Annotated in this window: 17 protein-coding genes and 3 pseudogenes; all 20 read right to left on the bottom strand. The window is 50.1% G+C overall.

The window, feature by feature from the left end:
* Nucleotides 1-513: 513 nt before the first annotated feature.
* A complete protein-coding gene (locus H8711_RS12645) occupies nucleotides 514-711 on the bottom strand; it encodes a helix-turn-helix domain-containing protein (RefSeq protein ID WP_249283778.1) in 198 nt (65 codons plus the stop codon).
* A complete protein-coding gene (locus H8711_RS14380; protein ID WP_430413577.1) occupies nucleotides 704-868 on the bottom strand; it encodes a sigma-70 RNA polymerase sigma factor region 4 domain-containing protein in 165 nt (54 codons plus the stop codon). The genes H8711_RS12645 and H8711_RS14380 overlap by 8 nt, the downstream gene beginning before the upstream one ends.
* A gap of 78 nt (nucleotides 869-946) precedes the next feature.
* Nucleotides 947-1126: a hypothetical protein gene (locus H8711_RS14375; protein WP_005924787.1), complete on the bottom strand. Its 180-nt coding sequence runs from the start codon at nucleotides 1124-1126 to the stop codon at nucleotides 947-949.
* 164 nt (nucleotides 1127-1290) lie between these two features.
* Nucleotides 1291-1734, bottom strand: coding sequence for a hypothetical protein (locus tag H8711_RS12635; RefSeq protein ID WP_249283777.1), 444 nt, complete (start codon nucleotides 1732-1734; stop codon nucleotides 1291-1293).
* A gap of 3 nt (nucleotides 1735-1737) precedes the next feature.
* On the bottom strand, nucleotides 1738-2196 hold the full coding sequence (locus H8711_RS12630; protein ID WP_055194864.1) for a DUF1700 domain-containing protein: 459 nt from the start codon (nucleotides 2194-2196) through the stop codon (nucleotides 1738-1740).
* Nucleotides 2193-2552, bottom strand: coding sequence for a PadR family transcriptional regulator (locus H8711_RS12625; RefSeq protein WP_249283776.1), 360 nt, complete (start codon nucleotides 2550-2552; stop codon nucleotides 2193-2195). The genes H8711_RS12630 and H8711_RS12625 overlap by 4 nt, the downstream gene beginning before the upstream one ends.
* Before the next feature lie 179 nt (nucleotides 2553-2731).
* A pseudogene (locus H8711_RS12620) lies at nucleotides 2732-2860 on the bottom strand (Maff2 family mobile element protein); the annotation flags it as partial.
* A gap of 131 nt (nucleotides 2861-2991) precedes the next feature.
* Nucleotides 2992-4473, bottom strand: a pseudogene (locus H8711_RS12615) (VirD4-like conjugal transfer protein, CD1115 family); the annotation flags it as partial.
* 85 nt (nucleotides 4474-4558) lie between these two features.
* Nucleotides 4559-6457, bottom strand: coding sequence for an AAA family ATPase (locus tag H8711_RS12610; RefSeq protein ID WP_117579762.1), 1899 nt, complete (start codon nucleotides 6455-6457; stop codon nucleotides 4559-4561).
* A gap of 16 nt (nucleotides 6458-6473) precedes the next feature.
* Nucleotides 6474-7988, bottom strand: a complete 1515-nt coding sequence (mobQ, locus tag H8711_RS12605) for a MobQ family relaxase (RefSeq protein ID WP_117579807.1) — start codon at nucleotides 7986-7988, stop codon at nucleotides 6474-6476.
* A gap of 233 nt (nucleotides 7989-8221) precedes the next feature.
* The gene (locus H8711_RS12600) at nucleotides 8222-8515 is read right to left on the bottom strand and encodes a DUF3847 domain-containing protein (RefSeq protein ID WP_008982219.1); all 294 of its coding nucleotides are present in this window, start codon (nucleotides 8513-8515) and stop codon (nucleotides 8222-8224) included.
* 150 nt (nucleotides 8516-8665) lie between these two features.
* Nucleotides 8666-9604 carry a serine hydrolase gene (locus H8711_RS12595; RefSeq protein ID WP_040219241.1) on the bottom strand — a complete coding sequence of 313 codons (939 nt, stop codon included), beginning with the start codon at nucleotides 9602-9604 and terminating at the stop codon, nucleotides 8666-8668.
* A gap of 79 nt (nucleotides 9605-9683) precedes the next feature.
* Nucleotides 9684-9980, bottom strand: coding sequence for a hypothetical protein (locus H8711_RS12590; protein WP_008982217.1), 297 nt, complete (start codon nucleotides 9978-9980; stop codon nucleotides 9684-9686).
* A 133-nt stretch (nucleotides 9981-10113) separates the two neighbouring features.
* Entirely contained in the window at nucleotides 10114-10305 is a 192-nt protein-coding gene (locus H8711_RS12585; RefSeq protein WP_006060444.1) for a transposon-encoded TnpW family protein, read from the bottom strand.
* A 79-nt stretch (nucleotides 10306-10384) separates the two neighbouring features.
* Entirely contained in the window at nucleotides 10385-12259 is a 1875-nt protein-coding gene (locus H8711_RS12580; RefSeq protein ID WP_008982216.1) for a recombinase family protein, read from the bottom strand.
* Nucleotides 12260-12291: 32 nt separating this feature from the next.
* A pseudogene (locus H8711_RS12575) lies at nucleotides 12292-12591 on the bottom strand (VirD4-like conjugal transfer protein, CD1115 family); the annotation flags it as partial.
* Nucleotides 12588-13079 (bottom strand): PcfB family protein, encoded by a 492-nt coding sequence (locus H8711_RS12570; protein WP_005934796.1) that lies wholly within the window; start codon nucleotides 13077-13079, stop codon nucleotides 12588-12590. The gene H8711_RS12570 and the pseudogene H8711_RS12575, both read right to left, overlap by 4 nt.
* A 130-nt stretch (nucleotides 13080-13209) precedes the next feature.
* Nucleotides 13210-14064, bottom strand: a complete 855-nt coding sequence (locus H8711_RS12565; protein WP_249283779.1) for a DUF6017 domain-containing protein — start codon at nucleotides 14062-14064, stop codon at nucleotides 13210-13212.
* 46 nt (nucleotides 14065-14110) lie between these two features.
* The gene (locus H8711_RS12560) at nucleotides 14111-14872 is read right to left on the bottom strand and encodes a phage antirepressor KilAC domain-containing protein (RefSeq protein ID WP_249283773.1); all 762 of its coding nucleotides are present in this window, start codon (nucleotides 14870-14872) and stop codon (nucleotides 14111-14113) included.
* The gene (locus H8711_RS12555; protein WP_249283772.1) at nucleotides 14865-15113 is read right to left on the bottom strand and encodes a hypothetical protein; all 249 of its coding nucleotides are present in this window, start codon (nucleotides 15111-15113) and stop codon (nucleotides 14865-14867) included. Before H8711_RS12555 ends, H8711_RS12560 begins: the two co-directional genes overlap by 8 nt.
* Nucleotides 15114-15258 lie beyond the last annotated feature (145 nt).

Genomic DNA, 15258 nt, shown 5'->3' with positions numbered 1-15258 from the left:
CTTTCTCGCCCGACAGGGCGCATGAGCAGGGTTTGGGGAAGGCACTCCCCAACAAGATTTACCAAAGGGGGCAAAACCGCAGATATGCGGATTTTGGCACCGTGGTAGAATCTTGCTCTTAGTAAGCCGCAGACTGCCCCTGTCCGGGCTTTTCCGTACATAGAGCGAACGGGGCGGGGCTTTCAGCCCGCTGTGCGCGGTCTTTTTTTCTTTCGCCAAAGATACATTTGAAAGGCCGCCAGCTACCCGCTGTCCGGGGATTTTTCAAATTTTCTTTTGCCTTAGTAATCCGGGAAACAGGATTTTGGCAACCGGCGGGGCAGAGAATTTTTCCGTTCACTCCCTACAACACCAGCAAAGGCAAAAATGACGGAAATTCTGGAAATTTTCTCTTTGCTTCTTAATACGGACAAATTTCAAAAATGCCAAACGGACAACAAAAAAAGCAGCAAATCTTTTTCAGACTTACTGCTTTCGCTGGCCGCTGGTGGCGGCTGGTATTCAGTTTTTTGCTTATCGGTCAAAGCGAAACTTGAACAGCGCGGCAATTAGCTGTTGCTTCACATATTCCTCAACCTCGGCATTTACTTGGCCGTTCATTTTAGAAAAATAGCGGATATATCCGGCGTAGTGGGAAAGGACGGTGTCGATTGCGTCCGGGTCGCCCTCATGCGCCTTGACGATTATTTCATAGGGGAGAAGTTTACTCATGGTCTTTCCCCTCCATGAGCCGCCGCAACCGTTTCAAAGCAAGCTGGATATGCCGCCCCGCTGTGCTGCGTGTCCGGCCGATATGTATGCCGATCACGCGCTGCGGCTGGCGCAGGAAATAGTAACGAAAAATTTCTTCCTGCGTCTGCTCCGGCAAAAGGGCAAGGGCGGCGGCAAGCTCCGCATGATACAGAACGGCGGTCTGGCCGCAGGCGGTAAAAAGATATTCTTCAAGCTACTCCGGCTCGGCAAGCTGGACAAACTTTTCACTCATCAGATAATCAAGGGAAACTTCCCGTTCCCACCTCCGGCGCAGCTTCAAGATTTTATCTATGGCTGCGTGACGAATGACTACCTTGCAAAAGGCATTGAATGTGTACTGGATATGCACCTTGTAGGCTTCATCTTCGGTCATGGAAATTCCCCCTCTCTGAATAATAGTGCGGGGCGGCAGTACTCCTTGCTGTCGCCCCTTGATTGCCTACCAGCAAAGACGGGCGGGGCTGTCAACGGCGGCGCTTGCGCCGTTCATCTTGACCGTTGACTGGCTCGGCTGGCTTTGCTATTCCGTTATCTCTTTCAGTTATTGTCAAAGGAAATGTAGATAGTTAGACTATCGGGTATGTAGCTGATACTTAACCACTTTTCGTCGTTTGATAAAAGTGTCCCGATAGAAACATAGTTTTCTCCCTCGACTTCCTCTGACACATTTTCAATTACGGAAAAGCCTTCTTGGTTCAAAAGCTCCATATACTCGTTATAGTCGTTTTCGCTAATGCCGGTAAGGTTGATATTGCAATTCTCATGTTCTGTATCAAGTGTAGCCCATGCAACCGTACCAGGCGCAACAGGAAGCCCCTCTGTGTACTCATTCGCAGGCCAAACACCCTCGTCCAATTTTGTAACACTATTAGATTGCGTATTGTTCTCATTGCTTGTCGGTGTAGATGATGTATTTTGATTAGAACACGCGGCCAAAGAAATTATGAATATGATTGCCAATACAGAAATATACTTCTTCATAAGTTATCTCCTATTTTTGTGTATAGTTCGGATAATCAATAAAACAGCAATTACCGCTGCGGCAAACCCAACTGCCAAAATGATTTGTAAAACATCAAAGCCCAATGCACTCTCAATCTGGATATTTGTTGTTGCGTCTGCCTGTCCGATTGCGCCCTCTGGTGCTTTTCCTAATCGTGTGACAGCATATATCGAAAAGGCAACAACCGCAACAATAAGCGCAACAAGCGCAGAAATGATACCTTTCCTTTTTTTTGATGAGGCGTTATCAATACCAAACTGCTCTGCGGTGCTGTCTGCAAATTCTTTTGGTGTTCCTAAACGCTGGATAACCTGCTGTTCCGTTTCTCCATGCTCCAAAGCAGACGCGAAAACTTCATTCAAATCACGCACAACCTCTTTTTTCGCTTTATGTGGTAAGGATAGTTCCTTTTCAACTTGTTTAATATATTGTTCTTTCATTTCGATACCCTCGCTTGTTGATAACTTTCTATGAAGCCGTTTACGCAGTTCTCATAGCTTGACCAAAATAAGATTAGTTCATCAAGTATATTCCTGCCTTTATCAGTCAAAGAATAATACTTTTTTGAGCCGCCATTTGCCGCAGCCGGAGCCAACCGGCATTTGATTAGTTCTGCTTCCTGTAAACGATACAGAATAGGGTAAATGGTTCCCTCTTTCGCATATCCCAAAACAGACGCACTATTATTCAATTCGGTTATAATTTCATATCCATAAGTTTCCTTGCGTCCGATTAGGCATAAGAGTATCATTTCCAGAGAGCCTTTTTTGAATTGCTGGACATATTTGTTATTCATATCGTCGCCTCTCTTTAGTTTCGCTATTTAGATTTACTAAGTAGTAACTATATTATATCTCTTCCGAGGTATCAGAGTCAATAGGCTTAACGAAAAAGTTACAAGGTGTGTGTGTAAGGTAATAACGGAATAGTGGGCTGCTATCTGTCAAATTCTTGTGTGTTACTTTATGGCACATGAGCATTGGCGCCGGGGTTGTCGTTGCCGTAGCCTTCCATGAGGTTGACAACACCCCACACTGCGAGACCTGCGCCGAGGGCGATAACGAGCGTCTGAAGAACCGTGACAGCCTGATTGATGAAAGCCATAGATTTTCCTCCTTGAATCGATGAAAGTTGAGTGTGTATTTTTGAAAATGGGCATAAAAAAAGAAGCCCCGTCGCTGTTCTGCTTTGGGAGCCATCAGGCTTTACCCACTGCGCAGTGCAGCGACGGGGCTTTAATCTGCTTCGACCTCGCCCATATCATAGAGGTCGAACGTGTCATCGGGCTTGACTACCAGCTTGTGCTGCCGGTACTTCTCGATGTCAAAGGCGTTCCGCTTGTTATAGTCGGAGAGCTGCCGGTACTTTGGATGCTTCGTAATGTCGTATTTGTTACTGAGAAAAGGTCTCACGCCTCGAAGCTGCAAAATACACTTGGCTCCGTCCATGACGGCGATCTCATCCTGAGACATCAGTTCTTTGCCGGTTTTCTGATAGTTCAAGCCATAGGAGTTGTTGTTGGAACGGGTTTCTGAGGTGTTGTACAGGTCGATTGTCTCCTTGCCCAGCACCTCGCTGATTTCCTTGAGGGTCGATTTTTCTTTTCCGCCGAGGAAAAGGGTGCAGTCACAGTTGCCCGTGATGGTGTCCGCCGCGTCCTTGTAGATGGTCTTGAGCTGAGACTGGGACTGCAAGATGATTGACGCCGAGATTTCCCGGCTTCGGATGGTGGCGATGAGCTTATCAAACTTCGGGATTTGACCGATGTTCGCAAACTCATCCAGCAGACAGCGCACATGGACGGGAAGCCGTCCGTTGTAAACGTCATCTGCTTTGTCGCAGAGAAGGTTGAAAAGCTGGGAATACATGATCGCCACGACGAAATTGAAGGTGTCATCGGTATCGGAAATGATGACGAACAGTGCCGTCTTCCGGTCTCCGATGGTGTCCAGCTCCATCTCATCGTAGCTCATCAGCTCCCGCAGCTCTGCGATGTCGAAGGGCGCAAGCCTTGCACCGCAGGAAATCAGGATCGACTTCGCAGTTTTTCCCGCCGCCAGCTTGTATTTGCGGTATTGCTTGACCGCAAAGTGGTCAGGGTCGCGGGCTTCCAGCTCATCGAACATGACATCCACAGGGTTCTTGAAGGTCTCATCGTCCTCTCTGGCTTCCGAGGCATTGATCATTTCGAGCAGAGTAGTAAAGTTTTTCTCGTGGTCGGGTGCCTCGTACCAGATGTAGCCGATGAGAGCTGTGTAGTAGAGCTTTTCCGCCTTGACCCAGAAATCTTCGCCGGACTTATCGCCGTCTCCCTTCGTATTGACGATGATCGTATTGACCAGCTTGAGGATGTCCTTCTCACTGCGGATGTAGCTGAAAGGGTTGTAGTGCATGGATTTCCGGAAATTGATGGTGTTCAGCGACTTGATAATGTAGCCGCCCTTTTCAAGCATTTTACCGCACTCCACCAGCACCGTACCCTTCGGGTCAGTCACAACATAGCTGCTGTGCATCTGCATCAGGTTTGGCTTTACAAAAAAGCGCGTTTTACCTGATCCGGAACCGCCGATGACAAGGATATTTTTGTTACGGGCGTATTTTGGCTGCTTTGGACGGCTGTTCATGGTCAGGAACTCCGTCTGCGTTAGGATGACGTTGTTCGAGAACTCCGGGTCCGTGTACGGCTTGATGTCCTCCGGCTTGCCCCATGAAGCGTTTTGTCAAGTGCTTTTTTGAGTTATTGACGCAAATTATCGTGAAAGTGCGAAAGTGCAAAGTGCAAAGGGTCTGCGTTTTGCACTTTCAGCTTGCGGGTTCGGGTGGCTGCTTCTTCTTGATGAAGTTGTACCATTGACCGCCGACACGCCTTGCGCCTAAAATGCCGCCCATGTTGCGCTTGGCATTCTGTACCGTCCTTTCGGATATTCCGGCTTCGGCTGCGGCTTTTACAATGTCCTCACTGGCAAGCTCTTTCCCGTCTGCAAGCAGGTCAAGTATCAGCCTTTCGGCTTGCTCGGTCTTGGTGGCGGTGTTCCCGCCCGCGCCGGACAGCAGCTCGTCAGCGGTGATGTCGTATTCGCCTATCCACGAAAAGCCCGTTTCCGGGTCAAGGCAAAAGGCAACGGGCTTGCCCTCCGGCGCAAGGGAAGATTTGTCATGGACGATAACGCGCACATTCGGTTCTCGCTTCACGCGCCCGATCAGCAGGACGCTCCTTGCTGCGGCGCGGAAGTCGATAGAACCTAAGCCCCGGTATGCGCTCTGCCCTCCAGCAGCTTTGTTGAGATGTCCGATAAGGATAACGGCGCACCCGGTACGCTCGGCAACATCGGCAAGGCGGCGGAACATGGGGCGCACTTCGTTTGCCCGGTTCATGTCGGTTTTTTCGCCCATGTACGCCTGTATGGGGTCAAGGATAATCAGCCGCGCTCCGTTCTGCGTGATTGCCTTTTCTATGCGCTCGTCGGAGAAGGTAAGCTCCCGCTTGGCTTCATCAATCACAAGTACGCGGTCAAGGTCGGCTTCTGCTTCCATCAAGCGGGGCTTGACGGTATCGCCCAGCCCGTCCTCGGCGGTCTGGTAAATTACTTGGAACGGCGGCAAGGGCTTCATTCCCGGCAGCGTTCCCCCGGTGGTGCAGGCGGCGGCAAGGCGTAGGGCAAAAGTGGTCTTGCCCTCGCCGGGATTGCCCTGCACAATGGTTACTTTCCCAAAGGGAATATACGGCTCCCATAGCCATTCAACGGTCTGTGTGTCAACCTCGCTCATGCGGATAATCTCAACGGTTTCTTCCTGCGGCGGCTCTTTCAAGCCGTAGATTGCTTCCCGCAAATACTTCCCGTCTGTGATTTCTGCCCGGTGCTGCAATACCTCGTTCCAGTCCTTGAAAAGAGGGATAAGCCGGTGGACGGTCAACCCCTCCGGCACAAGCTCTGCAAGGCGGCTGCAAGCGTCGTTTCCGGCTTCGTCGCTATCAAGGCAGAGAAAAACGGTCTTGATGTTCGGACGGTCAGAGAGGAAACGCAGCAGGGCTTTTTCTCCCACGCCGCCCAGTGCAAGGTAGCTTTGTTTCTGCCATTCCTTTTTGAACAGGCAGAGGAAAGATAACAGGTCAATCGGGGCTTCAAAGACAAATAACCGCTCGCCCGCGCCCCGATAGGAGAAATTAAAGGTTTTGTCGCTGCCTTTCACATCAAGCCGGAAGTTCCCGGCTGTGCCGCGCTGGTGGGCGTATCTCGGTATGCCGCTTTCATCTCTGCCGACGAATACGGCGTTGTGGTGGGCGGCTTCCTCGTAAATATCGCCGCTGGCAAAGAAAAAGCCCATCACATCTTCATCAATGCGGCGGGCTTCGGTAAGGTAGCTTTTCACTTGTCCGGCGGTATCGCTGCGGGGCGGCAATCGAAAATCAGAGAGGGGCGCGGGGCTTGGTCTGTCCGGCGCGGCTGCTCCCTGTTCCCCTGTGAGAAGTTCAACGGCTTCGGTGAAGCTCTTGCCGAAAAACTCCATGACAAAATCAACGGGGCCGCCGCCTTTGCTCTGGCTGTGGCGATACCATTTGTTTCCCCGGACGGTCAAGCTGTCGTGCCGTTTCCAGCGGTATTCCTGTCCGGCGTGGGTAAGCTGCTCGCCCTGTGATTGCAGGAAAGAAACAATGTCGGCTTGGTTGGCGCGGTCTATCTGTTCTTGGGTGTAATACATAAAAGTTCAACTCCTTTCAGCGGTCTATATCATGCCGCTTGGTGCGGCTCTGCGTCTGCTCCGGTTGGTCGGCGCGGAGTGCAATATCCACGCATTTGCGGATTTTTTGAAGCTCTGAAACATTGGTGCGGGTATCTTTCAGTTTGGTATAATCGCTGTCCCTCTGTGTTTTGAGGTCAGCATATTCCTGTTCCCATTCCGCAATAGGCAAGGTCTTTGTTCCTTTCGGCAGATTTGCATGGAGATAGCGGTTTGCTGCGTCCCATAGGGCAAGCTCGGCGCGGTGGGCTTCCTCGTACTTGTCGCGCTTGTTTGTCCAGCCGTTTTGCAGCTTTTTCAGCTCATCGTGAATGGGCTTGTACTCTGTATAGTTCTTCCCGTATTCAATTAGCTTTTGCAGCTTCTTCATGCGTTCCTCGGCGGTTTTCATTCCCTCCCGGATTGAATAGGCTCTATCGCTGACAGAGGAAAGGGAAGCGTCCAGTTCATCAAGATTAGAGATACCATGCTCGGAAAGATAGTTGACCGCTGCCGCTATGGTTTTCAGTTCATCGGCTGTGTGCTGTTGTTGCCAACGCTGCGAATACTTCCGGCTCTTTTCTCTCTGAACGCTCAAATACTTCATCAGCAGATTTGCAAGGTTGGGAGATTGCGACGGCTGCTTCGGGGCGGTTTCCCGCGCTTTGAACAGGTCGGCAATCCATTCTTTGAGCTTCCCAATCTGCGCCCGGATTTCCTGGATAAGGCGGTTTGTCTTTTGGATATTTCGGTTCAGTTCGCCTTTCTCGGTGGCGATACCTTTCTTCTCCATCTGGCAAGCCGCCACGCCCATGTGGACGGTGGGCAGCTCGTCAATTCCTCTCTCGGCGTTGCTGCGGTGGTCGATACGCTCCGGGCTTCCGTTCCTCTCCAAAAAGTCGTTGGTAAAGTCAGCCCATGCCTTGCGCCACAAGAGGGTGTTGTCCTTGTCGTTCCAGCCTGTAAGGTCAACTTTGTGGGTTTTGTATCTGCCACTTGGCAAGCGGATACGCTCGCCGTTCTCGTCAATGTCATATTCCTTTTTGGATTTCGCTGCCCATGCGCCGCGCTCGTCAAGGGGGCGCATGGTAAGCATAATATGACAATGGGGGTTGCCGCTGTCGGTGTCGTGAATGGCATAATCAACGCACATTCCTCTGGAAACAAATTGAGAGGAACAGTATTCCCGGACAAGCCGGATCTGTTCCTCTCTGGATAATTCTATGGGGAGCGCCGCGTCAATCTCTCTGGCAAGCTGGGCGTTCCCGGCTTTCTCGTAAAGCTCCACGCTGTTCCACAAGGTTGAACGGTCAGAGAAAGAGGGCGGGGCATGGGGCGGCAGCATGATTTCTGTATGGACAACACCGCCTTTGCGGGTGTAGTCGTGGGTCATTCCGTCCCACTCGTTTGTCAGCTTTTCGCCGCTTCGGTAGGCGGCTGCGGCAACGGCTGATTTGCCTTTTCCTCGGCTCACAATGCCGATGTTCCAATGGTAAATGGCTATGGGTATCACCTCCCGGATAGGATAATAAAACCCGCAAAAATGGTACAGACGCCAACGGCGGGTGTACTGTTTTTGTGGGTGTGCAGGGATAGCCGCGAAGCGGCGCAAGGGGTGCAGCCCCTTGTTGCGGCAAAGCCGCCATATCGGAGCGCGGGATAAAATCCCTGTGCGGAGACAAGCCCTCGGCAGAGCGCATACGCCCGTAAGGGTGTATAAGTGCGCCCTTAGTTCCTAAGGGATTTTCAGCTTGTCGCTCCCTCTGCTCGTTTTTTCAGATATTCCCGCGCTGGTTCACTCGTCAAGGCAAGCCGGAGAAGCGCGGCGGCTTCCTCGTCAGTCATGTTCTTTGCTTCCGGCACAATGCTTTCAAAGACTGCGCCCCGGACGATAAGGCGGTGGCTGCGCGTTCTGCGTTCTTCTTTGGATAGCTTCTGACGCAACATCTTTTCCCGGTTCTCAAACTGCCGGATTTTCTTCTTTCCGTCCTCAATCTCGGCTTGCAGCTCCTCACGGGTTTTCTCTCTCGGTTTTGTCATAGTTGGTCGCTCCTTTCTGCCTGTCGGCGTAGAAAAAGGACAGTCGATTTCTCGGCTGCCCTTTTGGATGGGTATTAAGTTTTATTGTGTGCTGTTTTATCTTACCCTTATTGTTTTGACACTTTACTTAAACGGGATATTTCATCATCATTATTCAATAATCGTGTTGATAGCAGACTGTACCGCTTTATATCTCCCCTCATTTGAGTGTGCCGCTAAACAGGTAATTAAATATGCTTTTCCATCTTTTTCATACAGAACAACAATGTTATAGGAAGATGCCATTGTTCCTGTTTTCATTCCTTTAACATTTGCATTATAGTACGGTGAATTTTCATCTAAAAATTCATTTGTATTTTTCCATGTAAATTCACCTTGCGGAGTTTGAATTGAAAATTCGCTTTTTCCAATACATTCTTTAACAAAATCGTAGTTAAGGAGCTTCAACGCTACGCGGTTAATGTCATCTAAATGAGAGTCAGCTTGCATAGACGCGCCACTTGGGTCATTATATAAATTTGTTTTGGAATAGCCTGCTTCGATTAAATACTCACTAAGTTCTGTCATGAAATAATCTATATATTCCGTTGCTGTATAACCTTCGCCTAATTCGTTTTTAGCGATATGATATGCCAACGCATAGGCTGCGTCATTTCCGGAAGGAACAAGCATAGCCTCCATGATTTGTTTAACTGTGTATTCCCCAGCATACAGATTTGCTAAAGATGAACCCGCCGGAACAAGTTCTAATACCTCTTGATTTACTTCAACAATATCTTCCAAATCTACTTTTCCCAAAGCATAATCAATGGCAAATAGTTTTGCCAAACTTGCTACTGTGGGAAGTTGGCTATCGCCCTCGTAAAATAAATATTCCTCCTGTTCAATATCATAAACAGAAAATGAAAGAGCGTCCTGCGGAATGTTAAGCTCGTTCGTACTTAGTTGAAAATCAATTTTTTTATAGATGTCCTTTAAGAAATCAAAACGATAAATCCCTGTTTTGTGTAGCCCAATTACTGCAACAAATGCTATAAACAACACTGTTACAAAAGCTATTATCTTTTTACATTTTCTATGCTTCTTCATATTTTTTCTCCCACGAATTTATATCTGCCATTCTGTGCCTTTGAGAAAAGTATAGCACAAGAATATGAACAAATCCACATTATTTCAACAAGTTTGTAGTGCTGTTTTCTCTGGCATATCGCCGCGTTGCTTCCCGTCGTTCCTCGCTGTATGGGGCGGTCAGACGGAAAGAGAAGCGCCCCTTGCGGATTTCAAACTCCATGCAGCCCGTTTCGGGGTCTGCGTCGGTCTGGCGGCACTGGTCGGGGTGCTGTCTGGCGTAGGCGGCAAGCCGTTTCTTCAAGTCGGTGTTGTGGGTGCGGATATGGATTAGCGGGTCTTTCTCGTCAAACCAAATATCGGTGGTCTTTTCCTGCTTCGTAAGCCCTGTTCTCATAAACTCTCCTTTCTGCGCCCCTGTTACGCAGTAGGGGCATTTTTCGGGTGTTTTTCCCGGCTCTTGACTTGGGGAAAATGAGGATTTTCAAATAGAAATCGCCCGGACAGGGAATGGTTCGTCGGGGCGGCTGTTATCGCAAGATTTCTGTTTTTTCCGGCTCTTGACCGTCAGACGCGGATAAACGCGAACTGTCGGCAAGCACCAGTTTGAGCAGCTTGTCGCGGAATGTTTCTGTGCTGCTGTGATTGAAAAATAACTCCGCAACAATGGTCTGCCCGTTCCTCTGGGTCGTGATGATACTGTCGGGGGTCTGTTCTGCCATAGGCGGCTCCTTTCTTTGGGCGTAAAAGAGGGATTTCCCATAACTCGGAAAATCCCTCTTGGTTGACGGTTATTCTGTTTTACTGTGTGGGCTGTGCGGCGGCTGCCTGCGCCTTTCTCCTTGCCCGGTATTCCCGCGCTTTCATGCGGTCATACTCCCGCTGCTTTTCAAGGTTTCGCGCCCGGTACTCCCTTGAATACTGCCGGTGGTATGCGCGGCTCTTTTCCTTTTTGGCTTCTTCGATTTCCTCCCGCATTTGCCGGATTTCCTGCTCGGTCGGTTCCGCAAGCTGTGTCACTTCATTCTCAAACTTGCCGATATAATTGAAATATATGCTGATGTGCTGGATTGCGTATCTCGCCCTTTTCTGGTCGCGCTCATGCACTTCAATCCGGCTGATAAACTCGTTGAGAATGGCGGGGGTAAGTTCGGTAAAGGCAGCATGGCGTTCCGTCAGCTTCAAAAACTTCTGCGCCCGTCCTCCCGCGTTCTCATAAGCGGACAGCTGCTCTTGGAGCGTGGCAAGCTCCGCTTTCAGCGCATAGTATTCTTCCGAATACTTCTGCGACATCTGCTCATAACGGTCTTGTGGGATCGTGCCGAGGGCGTTGTCCTCATAGAGCTTATTCAGCACCTTGTCAATCTGTTCAAGGCGCGTCGTGATTTGCGGAATACGCTTCTGCTGTTTCTTGGTCTGGTCGGTCTGCTGCATGACAAGGTTCTTTTTCACTAAGGCTTCAAACTCCGCCCGGTTGCTGATAGAATAGTCCTCGATTTTCTTCAGCACTTCCGCGATGGTCTGCATGAGCAAGTCCGCGTCCATGATGTGCGGGGAATGGCATTTGGGGTTCTTGGCTTTCCCCTTGTGGTACTCGCTGCAATAGGCAACGTGCCGCTTGCCGCCGTTTCGGTAATCTATGCGAATGTGCATTTTTGAACCGCAGTCTTTACAGAAAAGCAAGCCGGACAGAGGGTGGATTTCCCCGTCCCCGTTGGGGCGTTTGACAGGCGCGTTTTCCAAAATCCGCTGTACGGTTTCAAAATCGCTGCGGCTGATAATCGGCTCATGCACATTTTCTGTGATGTGCCATTGGCTTCTGTCTACATAGTGGTTGTGCTTGTCCCGGAAATGCTTTGTGGTCTTGAAATTGACAACATCGCCGCAATACTCCTGCCGTGTGAGGATATTGGTCAAGGTGGCTTTGTTCCACTTGCAGCGGCTATCCTCGTTGAGCGTCTTATTTTTACAGGTTCCCCGCCCCCGGTCTTTCATATAGAAAGTGGGGGTAGGGATTTGCTCGTTTTTCAGATGCACGGCGATTTGGTTGCGGTTCTTCCCGCCGATAAACAGACGGAAAATCAAACGGACAACCGCGGCGGCTTCCTCGTCGATTATCCAAAAATCCTTGTTGTCCGGGTCTTTGACATAGCCGTAAGGGGCTTCGGTGACAATCGGCTTTCCACTCATGCCTTTGGTCTTAATGCCCGTTTTCACTTTCTTGCTGATGTCCTTTGCGTACCACTCCGACATGATATTGATAAAGGGCGCAAACTCCAGCGTGTCGGGCTTCTCGCTGTCTATGCCGTTGTTGACCGCGATAAAGCGCACGTTGTTCCGTCTGAATATCTCCATCGCGTTGCCAACTTGGAGATAGTCGCGCCCCCAACGGGTAAGGTCTTTCATAATGCAGACACCGATTTTCCCGTTTTCCACATCGTCCATCATGCGGGAGTAGGCGGAACGGTCAAAAAACCTGCCGCTTTCGTCATCGTCGATGTAGTGCCGGATATTGGTTAGGTGCTGCCCTCTGGCATAGTTCTCCAAAAATATTTTTTGGTTCTGTATGCTGTTGCTCTCGCCGCCGTCCCTGTCCTCGTCGCCCACGGAAAGGCGGGAGTAAAGGGCTGTAATTTTGCTATAATCAGTCATGTGCATAACCTCCTGTGCGTCCATGTATGTGTCATTTACACTTAAAATTATGCACTCCATCGTGCAGATCCGTATTCTTCGCCCTGCCGGAACTTCTTGCGGTTCTTGCCTTTGACGTAGACCGCCAGCTTGAGCAACGCACCGGCAATCAGACCGATGAGCAGATCGACGGGATGAAAGCTGGGCAGCGGATTTGCAAAGGCAGTGCCGAATACAGCAAAGCCGTTTGTCAGCTTGTCGATGAACTCCGTGCCGGGAGCGAGACGAAACACGGCGGCGATCTTATCCGCAAAGTAGAAGGCGAAGACATACGGAAGGTTCAGAAGAATGAGCTTCTTCACATCGGGCTTGTTCACAGCTCCACACCCCGATCCTTGGTTTTGACCTTGACCTTCTCCTTGTGCTGCGCCTTGCTCTGTGCTTTCTCCTGATCCAGCTTGTGCCGGATGGACGGCTGTTCCTTCTGCTTGACCGTCTTGGCGGAGAACTCCTTGAAGGCGGCGGTCATGACATCAACATCTCGTCCCTTGAAGAAGACAAGATAGCTGGGCGGCTCAACGGAAACGTCCTTCTTGAGCGCAAAGTCCAGACCGTATTTGCTGGCAGTACGCTCAAAGGACTTGATGTTGCCGTCCGTCACTTCGATGTTGGAGATGGCGGCATTCTGGCTCATCAGATGCTTGATGGACTGCTTGCCGCGATAGGTTTTGGGCTGCTGCATCTGCTTTTGCGCCTTCTCGATCTCCTGAACGAACTTGTCCAGCGCCTTTTTCAGCACCTCGGCTGAAATTTTTCCGCCCTTGATCATGATTGCAACAACTTTGGTGTTGACTTCATCCTGCATTGCGGCGTTTACCTCCTTTCGTTGGAATGATTATGGGGACTGCTGCCGAAGCTAAGGCGGCACAATCCGGCGATAGATGATTTTCATTTACACTGTCCTCCTTTCCGAGCATTGCTCACGATGGTATTCATTAAAGAGTGTCTTCACAAAGGCTATAATCGTAGGTCTTCGGCTTCTTTGACCCTGCCGACCTGTCCTGCCCGTAGAAATCATGGTTGACAAGCGCAGAGTAATAATTGTCTATCGTCAGAGAGGCGTTATACAGAGCGGTCAACAGGTACGCCCGGATATTACGGATGTCTGACGGGTTCTTGTTCATTGCTTCCAGAACGTACTCTATGTGGCTGCTATTCAGCTTGAGAAAGCGGGACTTAACCACTTGCTGCGGCATATCCTCGCCATTGATACGGATGGTCGGAGCGGTAGAGCAGACGGCATCCAGCATGATGTCCATGATCTCCCGGAAGCGGTCTTTATCGAACTTCGGATCCTGACAGAGAATGTTGTAGTCAAGATTCTCTTTGATAATCTCTTCATACTCGCTTCGCTCATCCATCCTGTCCATCGCATCAAGATTGATGGATTGATAGTTCTTTGAGAGAGTATTTCTTTCTTGAGTAATTACTTGGATAGTATTTCTTTGTGTGGGATTTTCCCTATGGGGATTCTCCACGTCTGGATTCTCCACATCGGGATTTTCCCTGTGTGGATTATCCCTGTGTGGCAAACCGGCTTGCGGCATCTCATAGATGTCGAACTCCGTGCTGACCATTCTGCCCTTATCATCTCTGCCACGGTGACGGACAAGGTAGCCGTTTTCCTCAAGCTCCTTGAGTGCCGAAAGTATGGCGTCGGGACCTTCCTTGCAGAGTGCCGCAAGACCACGGGTGGAGAACTGCCAGCCGTCGTTGAAGGACAGCATCTTTGAGAGAAGACCGACTGCTTTGAGGGAGAGGTTCTTATCTCTCAGGTGGGTATTGCCCATGACCGTGAAGTCACGGGTTTTATTGACGCGATAGACTGACACATGATCACCCTGCCATTTCCGTAGATACTTCAACGCCGCAGATTCCAAAGTAGCGGATGCGGATGATGTTCTTGCCCTTCGGGGTGAAGTAGGTCTGAGAGCCGGTATAGCGGAAGGTCACGAAATCCCGGACGATGAAGAGTCCTTCGTTGCTCTTCTTGTTGTAGGGAAGAAGCTGACCGGAGGGAGAGCGGAACAGATACCCTTCGTTAAGCAGGAATTTGACGAACTTGCGCTCCGGGATTTTCAGTTCCTTCGCCGTGGTGCGAATGTTGGTGCAGTCATCTGGATTGACGAAGGCGTCAAAGTAATCGGCTTTCGGTCTTGCAATGCCCAGCTCCGCTTCAAGGGCATTGGCGCGATTCGTTTCCTTGAGCAAGGTCTGCGCAAGCTCTATGATGACCGCCGGTTCCTTCTGAATGCGGTCCAGCAGGGATTCCGTCATGTAGCAGCCGGTCTTGCGGATCATGGGAACAACCTCATCGAACAGCCAGTGTTCAAATCTTTCCGCCGAGGGGAGTTTGCTATGGACAATTAGCCTGTAAACATCACCCTCCGTAATGTAGGAAAGGGACTGCGTACCGCCGCTCGTAAGGGTGTCCCGTTTTAGGACACCCTTGCAATGGTCAATAATTGCCTTGCCGGGTCTGGCATATCCCAATGCTCTTGCAACATCTGAGCCGCAGAACAGAAGTGTTTCTCCGTCGAGGATCGTCCTCACCTCACCGAACTGTTCATTCTTGAAAACTTCGATTTTGTTATCCATGATTGACTTCCTTTCTGGCAGCAGATGTGCCACTTTGATTTTTGATGGTAGAAACGGGATTGCAGCAGTAGGGACACTCTGCAAACAAGCAGGACTGATATTTCCAGAAGGGACGATGAAAGCGGCAGCTTCGGCACTCAGGGAGAATGCCATCCGCGCCGCTGTCAAAATGCTCAAAGCCGGGTGTGGTCTGCATCAGCAATTCCAGTGCTTGCAGATCACCGTCTGTCATGCGTTTCATGCTTAAAAACTCCTTTCTTTCGCCGTATCGCCAGCAGATATTCCGGCTTTTGGGCAACAAAAAAAGAGGGTTTGCTTCTTACTCCAAATTGGAGAAGAAACAAACCCTCTTCGTTTACGATGTAGTTCAGATGATTTCCCGGATG

Source organism: Ligaoa zhengdingensis (genome assembly GCF_014384885.1).
GTDB classification, from domain to species: domain Bacteria; phylum Bacillota; class Clostridia; order Oscillospirales; family Ruminococcaceae; genus Ligaoa; species Ligaoa zhengdingensis.
Note: the sequence above shows the minus strand (reverse complement) of the source record. Positions and strands in the feature narration are given on the sequence as shown.

Excerpts from the sequence above, each read along its gene's own strand:
- H8711_RS12645 (WP_249283778.1), bottom strand. The coding sequence starts at position 711 with ATGAGTAAACTTCTCCCCTATGAAATAATCGTCAAGGCGCATGAGGGC.
- H8711_RS14375 (WP_005924787.1), bottom strand. The coding sequence starts at position 1,126 with ATGACCGAAGATGAAGCCTACAAGGTGCATATCCAGTACACATTCAAT.
- H8711_RS12635 (WP_249283777.1), bottom strand. The coding sequence starts at position 1,734 with ATGAAGAAGTATATTTCTGTATTGGCAATCATATTCATAATTTCTTTG.
- H8711_RS12630 (WP_055194864.1), bottom strand. The coding sequence starts at position 2,196 with ATGAAAGAACAATATATTAAACAAGTTGAAAAGGAACTATCCTTACCA.
- H8711_RS12625 (WP_249283776.1), bottom strand. The coding sequence starts at position 2,552 with ATGAATAACAAATATGTCCAGCAATTCAAAAAAGGCTCTCTGGAAATG.
- H8711_RS12610 (WP_117579762.1), bottom strand. The coding sequence starts at position 6,457 with ATGTATTACACCCAAGAACAGATAGACCGCGCCAACCAAGCCGACATT.
- H8711_RS12600 (WP_008982219.1), bottom strand. The coding sequence starts at position 8,515 with ATGACAAAACCGAGAGAGAAAACCCGTGAGGAGCTGCAAGCCGAGATT.
- H8711_RS12595 (WP_040219241.1), bottom strand. The coding sequence starts at position 9,604 with ATGAAGAAGCATAGAAAATGTAAAAAGATAATAGCTTTTGTAACAGTG.
- H8711_RS12590 (WP_008982217.1), bottom strand. The coding sequence starts at position 9,980 with ATGAGAACAGGGCTTACGAAGCAGGAAAAGACCACCGATATTTGGTTT.
- H8711_RS12585 (WP_006060444.1), bottom strand. The coding sequence starts at position 10,305 with ATGGCAGAACAGACCCCCGACAGTATCATCACGACCCAGAGGAACGGG.
- H8711_RS12580 (WP_008982216.1), bottom strand. The coding sequence starts at position 12,259 with ATGGACGCACAGGAGGTTATGCACATGACTGATTATAGCAAAATTACA.
- H8711_RS12570 (WP_005934796.1), bottom strand. The coding sequence starts at position 13,079 with ATGCAGGATGAAGTCAACACCAAAGTTGTTGCAATCATGATCAAGGGC.
- H8711_RS12565 (WP_249283779.1), bottom strand. The coding sequence starts at position 14,064 with ATGGGCAATACCCACCTGAGAGATAAGAACCTCTCCCTCAAAGCAGTC.
- H8711_RS12560 (WP_249283773.1), bottom strand. The coding sequence starts at position 14,872 with ATGGATAACAAAATCGAAGTTTTCAAGAATGAACAGTTCGGTGAGGTG.
- H8711_RS12555 (WP_249283772.1), bottom strand. The coding sequence starts at position 15,113 with ATGAAACGCATGACAGACGGTGATCTGCAAGCACTGGAATTGCTGATG.